General features: G+C 42.4%; 14 protein-coding genes. 9 read left to right on the top strand and 5 right to left on the bottom strand.

From position 1 onward, the window contains the following. Nucleotides 1–6: 6 nt before the first annotated feature. Nucleotides 7–1,293 carry an adenylosuccinate synthase gene (locus MK127_06870; GenBank protein MCH2532514.1) on the bottom strand — a complete coding sequence of 429 codons (1,287 nt, stop codon included), beginning with the start codon at nt 1,291–1,293 and terminating at the stop codon, nt 7–9. Nucleotides 1,294–1,386: 93 nt separating this feature from the next. Next, nucleotides 1,387–2,358 carry an ROK family protein gene (locus MK127_06865; GenBank protein MCH2532513.1) on the bottom strand — a complete coding sequence of 324 codons (972 nt, stop codon included), beginning with the start codon at nt 2,356–2,358 and terminating at the stop codon, nt 1,387–1,389. A 130-nt stretch (nt 2,359–2,488) separates the two neighbouring features. Between MK127_06865 and MK127_06860 the strand changes: the two genes are divergently transcribed. The 5 genes from MK127_06860 (at nt 2,489) to MK127_06840 (ending at nt 6,938) form a co-directional block, all read left to right on the top strand. Beyond that, nucleotides 2,489–3,355, top strand: coding sequence for a hypothetical protein (locus MK127_06860; GenBank protein MCH2532512.1), 867 nt, complete (start codon nt 2,489–2,491; stop codon nt 3,353–3,355). A 198-nt stretch (nt 3,356–3,553) separates the two neighbouring features. Continuing rightward, nucleotides 3,554–4,648: a phosphoribosylformylglycinamidine cyclo-ligase gene (purM, locus tag MK127_06855; protein MCH2532511.1), complete on the top strand. Its 1,095-nt coding sequence runs from the start codon at nt 3,554–3,556 to the stop codon at nt 4,646–4,648. Nucleotides 4,649–4,725: 77 nt separating this feature from the next. Then, nucleotides 4,726–5,676, top strand: coding sequence for a ribose-phosphate pyrophosphokinase (locus MK127_06850; protein MCH2532510.1), 951 nt, complete (start codon nt 4,726–4,728; stop codon nt 5,674–5,676). A gap of 3 nt (nt 5,677–5,679) precedes the next feature. After that, nucleotides 5,680–6,168, top strand: coding sequence for a DUF3090 family protein (locus tag MK127_06845; GenBank protein ID MCH2532509.1), 489 nt, complete (start codon nt 5,680–5,682; stop codon nt 6,166–6,168). Then, nucleotides 6,168–6,938, top strand: coding sequence for an SCO1664 family protein (locus tag MK127_06840; GenBank protein ID MCH2532508.1), 771 nt, complete (start codon nt 6,168–6,170; stop codon nt 6,936–6,938). The genes MK127_06845 and MK127_06840 overlap by 1 nt, the downstream gene beginning before the upstream one ends. Nucleotides 6,939–6,990: 52 nt before the next feature. Here MK127_06840 and MK127_06835 read toward each other — a convergent pair whose 3' ends face one another. Then, nucleotides 6,991–7,899, bottom strand: coding sequence for an inositol monophosphatase (locus tag MK127_06835; GenBank protein ID MCH2532507.1), 909 nt, complete (start codon nt 7,897–7,899; stop codon nt 6,991–6,993). A gap of 79 nt (nt 7,900–7,978) precedes the next feature. Here MK127_06835 and MK127_06830 point away from each other — a divergent pair, with 79 nt between their 5' ends. Continuing rightward, on the top strand, nt 7,979–9,049 hold the full coding sequence (locus MK127_06830) for an isocitrate/isopropylmalate family dehydrogenase (protein MCH2532506.1): 1,071 nt from the start codon (nt 7,979–7,981) through the stop codon (nt 9,047–9,049). A gap of 10 nt (nt 9,050–9,059) precedes the next feature. Here the strand turns inward: MK127_06830 and ispH are convergent, their stop codons facing one another. Further along, nucleotides 9,060–10,022, bottom strand: a complete 963-nt coding sequence (gene ispH / locus MK127_06825) for a 4-hydroxy-3-methylbut-2-enyl diphosphate reductase (GenBank protein ID MCH2532505.1) — start codon at nt 10,020–10,022, stop codon at nt 9,060–9,062. 90 nt (nt 10,023–10,112) lie between these two features. Here ispH and MK127_06820 point away from each other — a divergent pair, with 90 nt between their 5' ends. Next, entirely contained in the window at nt 10,113–11,012 is a 900-nt protein-coding gene (locus tag MK127_06820) for an NAD(+)/NADH kinase (GenBank protein MCH2532504.1), read from the top strand. Then, nucleotides 10,999–11,538, top strand: a complete 540-nt coding sequence (locus tag MK127_06815) for an NUDIX hydrolase (protein MCH2532503.1) — start codon at nt 10,999–11,001, stop codon at nt 11,536–11,538. The genes MK127_06820 and MK127_06815 overlap by 14 nt, the downstream gene beginning before the upstream one ends. Here the strand turns inward: MK127_06815 and MK127_06810 are convergent. Next, nucleotides 11,535–12,194, bottom strand: coding sequence for an LON peptidase substrate-binding domain-containing protein (locus tag MK127_06810; GenBank protein MCH2532502.1), 660 nt, complete (start codon nt 12,192–12,194; stop codon nt 11,535–11,537). The genes MK127_06815 and MK127_06810 overlap by 4 nt on opposite strands. A 78-nt stretch (nt 12,195–12,272) precedes the next feature. Between MK127_06810 and MK127_06805 the strand changes: the two genes are divergently transcribed. Next, nucleotides 12,273–12,780 (top strand): hypothetical protein (locus MK127_06805; protein MCH2532501.1); only part of this gene is annotated, 508 nt, incomplete at its 3' end.

Here is a 12,780-nt window from a genome sequence, read left to right as displayed (position 1 = left end):
TATCTATCATTCAACTAAGGATCGGACGATAATACTTTCATCGCGCTTCGGCCCAGTTGAAATTATATCTATGGGGCATCCTATGATTTTTTGAATCCGCTCTACGTATGCTTTGGCTTCATTTGGTAAATCCGCTAAATTCGTAGCGCCAGCCGTAGGCTTTGACCAACCAGACATCTCTTCCCAAATTGGGACAGCACTACTCAGATGCTTTGATTGACTAGGGAAATTCTCAACTCGCTTACCGTCAATTTCATAGGCAACGCAAATTTTCACAGGGTCAATGCCGTCTAATACGTCTAGTCTAGTCAAAACAGCAGACGTGAAGCCATTGATCGTTGACGAGTATTTTGCTGCTACGCCATCAAACCAGCCAACTCGGCGGGGCCTTCCAGTTGTTGTTCCGTATTCCCATGCTTTTTCGCGTATTTCGTGACCCATAGAGTCATTTAATTCTGTAGCCATTGGACCGGCTCCGACTCTTGAGGAATACGCCTTGTAAACACCTATGATCCCAATTATTTGTGAAGGCGGTATGCCTAGTCCGGTGCAGGCACCACCAATAGAGACCGAAGAAGAAGTGACATATGGATACGTTCCGTGATCAAGGTCTAACATAGCGCCTTGCGCGCCTTCCAGGACAATCTTGGATTTTACAGAAAGAGCATCCAAAATTCTTTGCTCAACAGAGGCGACATATGGTTGTAATGCCTGTCCCCATTCAAGTGCTTCTTTGTAAAGTTTTTCGAATTGTATGGGATCTGCTCCGTAAATTTTTTCTAAAATCTTATTCTTAGTACGAAGAACATTTTCTAGGCGCTCTGACAAATAGGAAGGGTCTAGCAAATCTCCAACTCGTATACCAACTCGTGCCACTTTATCTACATATGCTGGCCCAATTCCACGACCAGTAGTACCGATAGCACTGCCGCCGCGTTCTTTTTCTTCAAGCTGATCAAGCATTAAATGATATGGCATCACTACGTGAGCATGGTCGCTTATGAGGAGTCGACTCGTATCGACATTATTAGCATGAAGCCCTTCAAGCTCTTTCAGTAGTACTGGAGCATCCACAACCACACCAGGGCCTATAACTACATCAACAGTTTTGTGGAATATTCCAGAGGGCACTAAATGCAAAGCAAATTCGCCCATTTGATTAATGACGGTATGTCCAGCATTACTCCCTCCGGAGTAACGCACCACCATATCGGCGTTCTCAGCGAGGAAGTCGACTATTTTACCTTTACCTTCATCGCCCCATTGGGCTCCGACGATGCCGTATGCTGGCAACGGCACGCTCCTTTTGCCTCTAAGGCAAAAAATTTACCTGCACTTTAGGCACAGGCCGAGCAGAGTATATCAGACAGTTAGAATTTCGCGAGTTTATTGAATGGTGTGGGATGCCAATACAATAGCGCCTAAGGCTCCTGCGTTAGGTCCTAGAGCTGCCGGTATGATGTCGACCGAATAGCCAATACGAGCATAAGATTGATCACGCATAAGATTTATAGCGGGTGAAATGTAGCTATCCCATTCATTTGCAAGCCCTCCGCCGATGATAATTCTTTCTGGGCTCAATAAATTGACAATACTGGTAAGTCCGGTACCCAAATACTTAGTAGCTTCAGCAATGATTTCATTGGCCAAATTATCACCGGATCTTGCTGCTAAAAATATTTCCTTTGCTGTTATTTCATTACGAATCCCTGTCTCATCTGTTTCAGTAAGTGAAGTAACAGAACCTTTCGCAATACTCTCTTTTGCAATCCGTACCAGAGCACTTCCTGAACACAAAGATTCCCAGGCTCCTGGAGTCGTGCTTACTCCGTAAGGTCCATTAGCATCTACAGTCATATGGCCGATTTCTCCTGCAAAACCAGAATTTCCTGTGCATAGGTTGCCGTCCAATACGATCCCTCCACCAATTCCAGTGCTTATGGTGATGAAAATAAAATTGCTTACGTCTTGTCCGGCACCAAAATGTTGTTCACCCAGTGCCGCAAGATTTGCGTCATTCCCCATGAATGTTTTTCGTTGTAATTCACTACTTAACATGGCTCCCACTGGTGTTGTATCCATTGACGGTAAGTGAGGAGAAAATACGATTGTGCCGTTGTCAGGATCTACAGCTCCCGCAGCTGCTACCCCTACTGCAGATATACCGACCATTTCTATATCCGCCAAAGAAGCAGCTTCTCTAGCCGTCATTGCCATTGCTTCAATTAAAGACTCTGCTTTGTCTTGCGATGGTGTTTTTCGAGTAGCTGAACTCAAAATGACTCCATTACCGTTTGCCACTAGGGCCAAGATTTTGCTTCCGCCGACATCAATTCCTATGTAATAGTCTTCATTCAATATAGGTACCTTCTGGTAGTCTGTTGGTAAAGTTGATAATCATATTGTGATTTTTATCGAAGTATTGTAGGTCTCTAATTCTAATTCAATTGTTGAGTAACAAGTAGCGGGTTGATAGGAGGTCATTTAAATGGGCAAATACGATCGTACTGCGCAGGATATGGGAAATCTTATTGCATTAGATCACTTAAATTTGACTGTTCCTGATCAGCAACTTGCTACTCTCTTTTATGTGGAGGGCTTAGGTTTTACCCGTGATCCGTATATGACAGTTGGCTTGAACAATATGTGGATTAATGCAGGAGAACAGCAATTTCATTTACCCACACGTGAAACACCTCAAATACTCAGAGGAAGAATTGGATTAGTAGTACCCGACATACACGAACTTATAACACGCTTAATTGGAATTAAGCCTCAACTCCACACATCTGAATTTGAATTTACATTGCATGACACTTATGTAGACGTGCGTGATCCCTGGGGGAATGAATTTCGATGTCATCAGCAAGGGACACATTTAGGTGGTCGTAGCATTGGTCTTGAGTACTTACTCTTTAACGTGCCTTCGGGTACAGCAGAAGGAATAGGTGCTTTCTATGAAAGCATCCTTGGAGCAGATGTAGTATTTGGTGAAAGAAGGGGAGCCAAGTCAGTAACAATTAATTCTGCGGGGAAAAGGCAGGCGTTGATTTTCCGGGAATCCGAATCTCCCCAGAGGCAATATGATAGGCATCATATCGCAATATATATTGCTGATTTTTCGGGCCCTCACCAAAGACTAGATGAAATGGGATTAATTACCGAGGAAAGTAATGAATCACAGTATAGATTTGATTCGATTACCGACCTCAAAACAGGAAACAAATTGTACGACCTTGAACACGAAGTTCGTAGTATGTTGCACCCTATGTACGGTAGGGCATTGGTGAATCGTAACCCTATGCAATCGCTACAGAGTTACAAGCAAGGGAATGATTCCTTGCACGGTTTTTAGCGGCCGAGATAATACCTAATTACTTCTTGAATGTACATTAGTTTTACGGGATTTTTAGGTAGAGAAACTTCAGGAATTTTTGGAGAATAATTGTCATTTTGCGGGAAGAATATTCTAGATACTCTGATTTAAAAGTAATTTCTACGTCGAATTGCTAATCCTCGGGGTATAGTTGATTTCGTAATAGAATGTGCAGACATGAATGAAGACCAATCAATCAATACATATGCGAGCTCGGGCGTTGATACTGAGGCTGCGGGTAGAGGCTTATCTGGTTTGTTGCGATGGATCGCTGAGACAAAAAATTTCTCTGAAGATCGTGGGAAGCAGGTAGTCCCCTCAGGTTTTTTTGCGAATGTATTGAGAATTTCTGATAACTTTTCGATCGCAATTTCTACTGATGGAGTAGGTTCAAAAAGCGCCTTAGCTCAACTATCGGGTGATTTTAGTGCAATTGGTTGGGATTGTGTTGCAGTCAATGTGAATGACGTGATTTGTACAGGGGCGACGCCATTGGCTATGGTTGATTACATTGCACTGCAGTTTCCGCATGAGGATTTGTTATCGGAACTTGGACGTGGAATGCGTGATGCTGCTAAAAGAGCAAGCATTTCCATTGTTGGTGGTGAACTTTCACAACATCCGGATACTCTGATAGGACCAAGGGACGGTTACGCATTTGATATTTCGGGAACCTGTATTGGAATTTTGGAAAACAAAGAGCCAATTACAGGTGCGGGTATAAAACTAGGAGACATTGTTCTAGGTTTTCCAAGTAATGGGATACATGCCAATGGTTTGACCTTGGCAAGGAAAATATTTAATACATCCACTTCCAGTGAGATTGATACTCCTATAAAAGGTACAGGAAATACCGTAGCGACGGAATTGTTACGACCTACAGCAATTTATATACCTCAAGTGATGAAGATGATGAATTCTGGCGTAGATATTCATGGGCTTGCGCATATTTCTGGCGATGGTTTATTGAATTTGCTTCGCCTTGATGCTGAAGTAACTTACCGAATCGATAATATGATTACTATTCCACCAATATTCAATGCAATTCAAGAAATAGGCAAAATCAGCAATGAAGAAATGTTTCGTGTATTTAATATGGGAGTGGGATTTTGTGCAGTTATACCTGAAGCGCAAGTAGATTTAGCGTTATCGTTGATTCAGAATGACGGCGACGATGTTCAGGTAATTGGGCGTATAGAAAAAGGGAAACGTAATGTGATTGTTGAAGAATACAGCCTCCTTGGCGAACGAGGGTATTTTGTCAGTACCTAGGAACTTTAAACTAACTGGGATGAGTGTAGAATCAGGCCGAAACTACGCGTAATGCGCTATTTATTTGGAGAACACCAATGGCTATATATGAGGAATTAAAAGTTTTTTCGGGGAATTCTAATAATCCTCTAGCGACTAGAGTCGCTGAGTACTTGGATATCGACCTAGGAACCATTGAGGCTTTCAAATTTAGTAATGACAATACATTTGTCAGGATTCAGGAAAATATCAGGGAGCGGGACGTTTTCCTAATTCAGTCTTTTTGCATGCCTGTGAACGACAGTATTATGGAAATGCTGATTATGATTGATGCTGCCAAGCGGGCGTCTGCTGGTCGTATTACCGCAGTCATTCCTTATTACGGATACGGAAGAACTGATAAAAAAGATCAACCACGAGTTCCTATTACAGCTAGGCTTGTTGCAGACTTACTTACAACTGCAGGCGCTAATCGTGTACTTACTATGGATCTACACGCGGGGCAGATACAGGGATTTTTCAACATACCTGTAGATGAATTGACTGCATTGCCAATTATTGTGCATTATTTTGAAAATCTTAAATTAGATAACCCTATAGTTGTAGCCGTAGATATTGGTATTTCTAAGCGAGCTAGGGATATGGCGGAAAAACTTGGCGTTCCCCTAGCTATTATCGAAAAAAGAAGGATGGGTAATGAAGATAAATCAGAATTGCTGAATATCATCGGTGACGTGGAAGGCTGTACAGCTATTTTGATGGATGATGAAGTAGATACAGGTGGAACCATGGTTAACGCAGCGACTGCGCTTTTACAGGCGGGTGTCAAAGGCGTATACGCCTCTTCTACACATGCTGTGCTTTCTGGTGGTGCCGTTACAAAATTCGAAGGAAGCCCAATTCATGAACTAGTGTGTACTGATACGATTCCGTTCATTTCAACGGAGAATACCTCCAAGATAAAAATTGTGAGCGTTGACAATGTGATCGGAGAAGCTATTTACCGTATACATCGTGGGATGTCTGTGGGAGCAATGTTTGATAAGTGATCCATGGTAAATGAGTGGTCTTTTGCTCGATATGATTTAGGAGTTTGTAGCTTAATTGAGCCGCAATTCGTTGGGGTTCCAGGGGCTCGTACCTTTCGCCTTTACGTACTAGGTGAGAATGAATCAGCACTTCTTTGGCTAGAAAAAGAAGAATTATACGAACTTGCTCTTACTATCAAACAACTATTAAGAAGCCCAGTTAGAGAAACTGGAGAACCAACTTATAGTGCCGACGTGGGAATCGATGTTGATGTTGACCAGAAAGTCACAGGTCTTTCGCTTGGTTACGATCAAGAGTCCGGACGGTATATGATATTAGCTTCAATCCCCGGTTCAATCGAAGATGCTGTACTGATGTGGTTAGAACCGAGTGTGATGAATTGGCTTGCAGATCGTGCGTTTGAAGTTCATGGTTCGGGTCGTTCTAAGTGTCCCTTATGCCACTCACTTATTGCAGATGACAAAGCTCATTCTTGCCCCCGCTATAACTAATGACTCTTTATTCGAATTACCCTGACCAAGCATTAGTGAATATAGATACCTATGCGCCAGCTTTATTGCAAGATGGAGAATCATTTCTCGTGGGCGCTGAAATTGGAGATGGTTGGTTACACCCCGGAGCGTCCAATTATACATTCATCGTTGAGCTGCTCTCTGAACAAGGCAAAGGCTTAGGTGTTTACAAACCCCAGATCGGAGAAGCTCCTCTTAGGGATTTTCCTCCTGGGAGTTTGTATTTGCGTGAATGTGCAACGTACGAACTGAGTAAGGCGCTAAATTGGAGGTTGGTTCCACCTACTGTAGTACGAGAAGGCGAGGCAGGAATTGGATCACTTCAATTATTTATTCCAAATCAAAACAATTCCCATTACTTTACATTTTTTGAAGAACACAAAGAGGAATTATTACAATTAGCTGTATTCGATTTGCTTATAAATAATGCAGATCGGAAAGGAGGTCATTGCTTGCTAGGAATTGATGGGAAAATTTGGGCTATTGATAATGGCCTTACGTTTCATTTGGAACATAAATTGCGTACTGTTATTTGGGATTTTGCTGGTGAAAAAATACCTGATAATTTGGTATCGGATATGAGAAATCTTCATTTTCAACTTATCGAAGATACTGAAAAAGTGAAGATAAGCTCTTATTTACTTCCCATGGAAATAACATCGTTAATAGAGCGACTTGATGCGTATATAGAAAAACCAGAATTGCCCTCTCCTCAGACCCGGAGAGATTTACCATGGCCGTTAGTGTAATAAAGCTTATGAGAACCGCGGTTTAGAATAACCGAAGATGGTTTCTATACCTTTAGAAGTGCTTAGTCATCGCGTAAATTTTGTTGCGTAGGCTGCGCAAAGGGTAGGAACGTACGGATAAACCCGATGCGATTTTTTCTACCGCATAGGGTTTCCCTAGTATTAGAGTTTCTTTCCAATCTCTCAGCTCCTCCGGAGAGGGATCTAAATCAGGTGAAGAACAAAACGATTCAAAGTTTTCCCAGTTGCGAGTGTTTTTATTTCTCACCAGAGCAGCTCCACCTGCTTCTAGTATCAAAAGAAGGCCAGGGGCAATATCCCATACACGCGGGCCGCTTGACACCATGTAATCAGTGGTACCCTTAGCTGTCATTACCAGTTCGAAGCCTGCACTACCTAAACTTCTAATATCCCCTAATTTTCTTCTTAAGCTTTTGTGATAATTAAACATTCTCAAAAAATACCCAGGGACTGAAGCCATCAATCTACCTTGCTCGCTATTATCTAATCGGACAGGAATATTATTTTCGAAGGTACCGCCTCCATGGCTTGCATGGTAGATGGTCCCTTTTGCACTTCCAATTTTGGGCAAGTAAACCGCGCTCACTACGGGAACACCATTAAGCAACAGGCACAGCATGGACGCAAAAATCGGAAGTCCATGTAGAAAATTAGTGGTTCCATCTAATGGGTCGACTACCCAGGTAAATTGGCCGATTTCATTCGATGTATTTTCTGTTTCTTCGGTAACAGTGGTATGCGATGGGAAATATTTGGAAATTTCATTTCTTATTAATTCGTCTGCCGCATGGTCGGCGTCTGTGACAGGGTTCCGGCCATTTGCAGATTTGTAATCTACTGACAATGGTTTATCAAAATATTGAAGCAGCAATTCGCCGGCATTACTAGCGATTTCAATGGCTTTCGATTCAATTTCTTTCAGTTCAGGTTGGTCAATCATTTTATAATTTAATTCTACATGCACTACATGTATGTTGCTCGGTTGATATACTCCAATTTATAAGATATCTGAGGGAATTATGCAGCAACAAATTTATAAGGCAATATTTATAAACGGAGATGGAATAGGCCCTGAATTAATGAATGCTGCTTCATTAGTTTTACGTTCTATTGAAACAAGATTTAAGACGTTTAGGCTTGAAATTGATATCGAGCCCGGCGGAGCCCTGCATTTTAAAAACACGGGAAGTAATCTTAGTATTGATACCTTAAATGCCATTAGAAACGCAGATGCCACTATGAAAGGGCCCGTGGGTTTACCTGAAGTTAGGTTGTCTGACGGTACTGAAGCTGGAGTGCTTGGTGGTGTGCTTCGCACAGGATTAGACACTTATGCAAATATAAGGCCCATTAGATTATTACCAGGGGTATTGGCACCAATTAATGCGAACCCTGGTGAAGTTGATTACGTGATTGTTAGGGAGAATACTGAGGGGTTATATCTGTCACGGGGTAAAGGTGTGCAGACGGATACCGCTGCAGCAGACACCTTAATGATTACGCGTAAAGGTACAGAACGTGTCGTAAGGCGTGCTTTTCAAATTGCGGAAAAACGTAATGGATCACCTAGAGATGGTATTAGACGAGTTACTTGTGTAGATAAAGCAAATGTGCTGCCATCGATGGCATTTTTTCGGAGAATTTTCGACGAAGTTGGCGAGACTTTTCCCCAAATACAAAAGGAACATTTATATTCAGACGCTGCAGCTCAAGAGCTAGTACTGAACCCTAATCGGTTTGACGTGCTGGTAATGGAAAATTTCATAGGTGACATTCTCAGTGATTTAGGTGGAGCAACTGTTGGCGGGATAGGGCTTTGTTCTTCCGGAAATATTGGAGACGAGCATGCTTATTTTGAGCCAATACACGGATCTGCTCCTGATATAGCTGGAATGGATAAGGCTAACCCCATATCGCAGATTTTGACTTTGGCCATGATGTATGACTATTTAGGGGAAATTAGCGCAGGTGATGCGATTAGAATCGCTGTGAATGACGCGCTCCGATCTGGAGAATTAAAAATCAATAGACTAGGGCAGCCTGAAAGCGGCACCGCAAGGGCAGGTGAAATAATCGCTAATATGATCTAGAAAATAAGGTTTACCTAACTGCTTGGTCACCTTGCCTTTGCCATGCCCATTTCTCATTCTCAGTTCCTCCCCGCAATTCCTTGGGCAGTACAAAAACAACATCTTCCTTTGTAATTTCAAGTGTATCTATTGACTCTGGTTTTAAAAGATCAATTACTTCTTCAACCAGTGACTCGGGTGTGGATGCACCCGACGTGATACCGACTGTATTGATATCCGCTAACCAGTCGGGGTTGATGCTTTTTGCATCATTGATCAGGTACGCAGGTACTCCAGAAAGCTCTGCGACTTCTCTAAGTCGATTGCAATTTGAACTGTTCTCAGCTCCTATGACCAGCACAACCTCTACTTTTTGTGCCAATAATTTTGTCGCATCTTGTCGATTAGTTGTTGCATAGCAGATATCGTTTCTTGCCACAATATTTGGGAACCTATTTTTTAATGCTCCGATAATTTCTTTAGTGTCATCCACACTTAAAGTAGTTTGTGTTAACGCAACAACTTTGTCGGGATTCTTAATTTCAAGCTGGGATGCGTCAATTTCATCTTCAACCAATATGGACTTATCTGGTGATTGGCCTACAGTTCCAATGACCTCAGGGTGCCCTTGGTGCCCTACAACAATTACAGAATAATCATCATTTGCATACTTGAGAGATTCATTGTGGACTTTTATAACCAATGGGCAGGTAGCGTCAATAATTCGTAGATTACGAGATTTAGCAGAATGCCAGATTTCAGGCGCAACCCCATGTGCACTGAAAATCACCGTACTATCAAAGGGTATTTCATCGATTTCTTCTACAAAAATCGCTCCTTTGGCCTTCAAGCTATTTACAACGTATTGATTATGGACAATTTCATGTCGCACATATACAGGCGAGCCGAACTTTTCTAATGCAATTTCAACAATATCAATTGCACGAACGACTCCTGCGCAAAAACCTCTGGGTGCACTAAGTAATACTTTCATAAGTCTTCTTAGATATCATAACAATGGTTCAATTATTATTCATTCCTATTGGATTGTGTGATTGTCTATAATTGAGTGGGGTAAATAATTTTGCGTATAGAAAAGCATGAAATTTCAATTCTCTATAATTCAGACTCTGACTTAGCATTACCTTTAGCCAATGAATTGGCCAGCATGTTAGGTGCAAGGCTTCCGCTTCTCTCAACGAAAGATGAACCGGCGACTGATTTACCTGAGGCGACTAAAATAATGATAACCATCGGCGGCGATGGAACTTTGTTGCGTGCTGCTCGGCTAACAGCTGGGCATAATGTTCCGTTATTGGGAGTGAATTTAGGGCGGCTTGGTTTCTTAACTGAGATTGAAGCTAACGATGCCATTGAGCAGGTACCCCAATACCTAGCAGGGGATGACGCTTTTTGGATTGATGAGCGTCGTATGATTAGTTGCCAAACAGCTAATTTCAATGGATTACATACTTCTATGCATGCACTTAATGATGTAGTTGTTGGTAGAGGTAGAATAGCTAATCTTTCAAGAATTAGCGTTTCAATCAACAACGTTGAGCTCACGACTTACCAGGCTGATGCGGTGATTGTTGCTACTGCAACGGGTAGCACGGCATATGCTTTGTCTGCGGGGGGGCCGATCTTGTACCCATCGTCTGGAGATATCGTCATTGTACCTGTAGCTACCCACGGTGACCTAGATGCCCCAGTAGTTGTTCCAGAAGGAAGTAATATCCGGCTAACGATTAAAAGCGATCATGATGCCTTTATGACTGCTGATGGATTCATGGACGTTCCAATGTCACAAGGCAACTACATTCAGGTGAGTAGTAGTCCATATCGGACTCAGTTTTTAAGAAAAGGATCAGCTGATAGCTTTTATGAGACCTTGGTATATAGATTGAGGAGAGGTGCGGAGCAGTCCGTGAATTTGGCTCGACAGCTAGCAGAAGAGGATGCAAAAAGACTTGGATCAAACTGAACCAACTATCCGTGTTTTAAATGAATATACGGGAACAAGAGTTAACGTTCGTCAGGAAGTTATTTTATTAGATGACGGTACTGAGTCGGTGAGAGATGTAATCTACCATCCTAATTCTGTTGTTATTGTTCCGATTGATGAAGGACAGAATATTGTTATGGTCCGGCAGTTTCGTAAAGCAGCCGACTTGGTATTGCTGGAATTACCTGCGGGTGTGATTGATGATGATGACAGTATTTTAGAGGCTGCTCGACGCGAGTTAAGAGAAGAAACTGGATTAGATGCAGGTAAGCTTGTCTTGCTTGGAGAATTTTTTGCTGCCCCGGGGACACTTACTGAGAAACTTTATGCCTACTATGCAACTGATTTATATTCAAGTCCGCTGCCCCCTGACGAAGATGAAAGAATAAGCCTTGAAAGAATCCCTTATACACGATTGATGGAAATGGTTGATGCTGGTGAGGTGATTGACGGGAAAACTTTAGCCTCTTTACTACTTGTGAGGAAGCATCTCAGTAATTACTAGTTGTTAGAAAAAGAGCTCTTTGGATTATGTTTCCTTTTAGTTTTTAGCTGTTCTCGTGCCTCTTTCAGCAGATCTAATTCCTCCCATAGGCGATCAAAAGTGGATGTTTCTAAGAGCCTTTGCTGCTTGACTGGGTTGCCTGAAAAAAGCTGCGCAACTTGGTAGGAAAGTATCACTGGGTCCTCCGGGAATGGGACTTCACGGATGTAGCCTCCCTGAGAGGCAATAAATTGTTTTACAAATGAGCCGGCATCATGCATCACGTTCTCGGTTAATGAAGGGTCTATCATTTCATGGCTGCTGTCCTCGATATATTCGACGGCTGCAGAAAGATACGGCATATCGTAATGAAATGAGATTACTTTAAATCGGTATCCGCCGATTGCTGTTAGTCGAATACGCCCATCGGGGGTATTCTCAGTGTTTAAGAGGTGAGCTGTGGTTCCTATTTCAAATGGACTAAGGTCATTGTCGCCTACTTCAAAACCTTCTTTAAGAAGTAATACGCCGAAAGGCTCATTTGCTTCTACGCATTCGCTAACCAATTGCAGGTAGCGCGGTTCAAAGGCCACTAATGGCAATTCCATACCTGGAAATAAGACTACAGACTGTAAAGGGAATAACCTTAAATTTTTCGATTCTTGATTTTCGCTCATCGTAAAAGTCTACACAGTCTAAGCAGGATGTTAAAGATGAGGTATCATATGCTAAGTAAACGATAGTGCGAGGTTAATATGGTAGATCAAATTACTGTTGATAAGGACACTTTTGATTCGATGCAGAAGTGTTCTCCGTTTTCTGAGTCAAGCGGTGATGAGGCTATAGGGCAGGCAAGATTTCCTAATCATTTAATTTTCCTAGAATCCGCTCTCCCATGGCCATCTAATTTTGTTGAAGCTGCTTCGATCCCTGAAGGTGTTCCAAGCGTGGTGAAAGAAGTCGCGGACTCAGGCCAGGATCTTACGGTCTTAGGTCTGGTTCCAGATGACGACTACTCGGTGGAGGGATTCCGGCATGTGATTCGCTGGTCCAGGCCAGAAGGATTATTTTCTGGATTTGAAAAAGACGATTATCTTGTTCCAGAAGCAGAAGTTGCAGGCCTTATCCGTGCCTTACAACTTGATACTGATGATTTGCAGAAATTTGACTCTTTCAAGAATGAAACCGCTGGTAATCGCGAGTTTTTTATTTGCACTCATGGCGCTAGAGATGCGTGCTGTGGAACTTTTGGCTTCCCTGCTT

Source organism: Dehalococcoidia bacterium (assembly GCA_022449765.1).
GTDB lineage: Bacteria > Chloroflexota > Dehalococcoidia > Lucifugimonadales > Australimonadaceae > UBA2963.
Note: the sequence above shows the minus strand (reverse complement) of the source record. Positions and strands in the feature narration are given on the sequence as shown.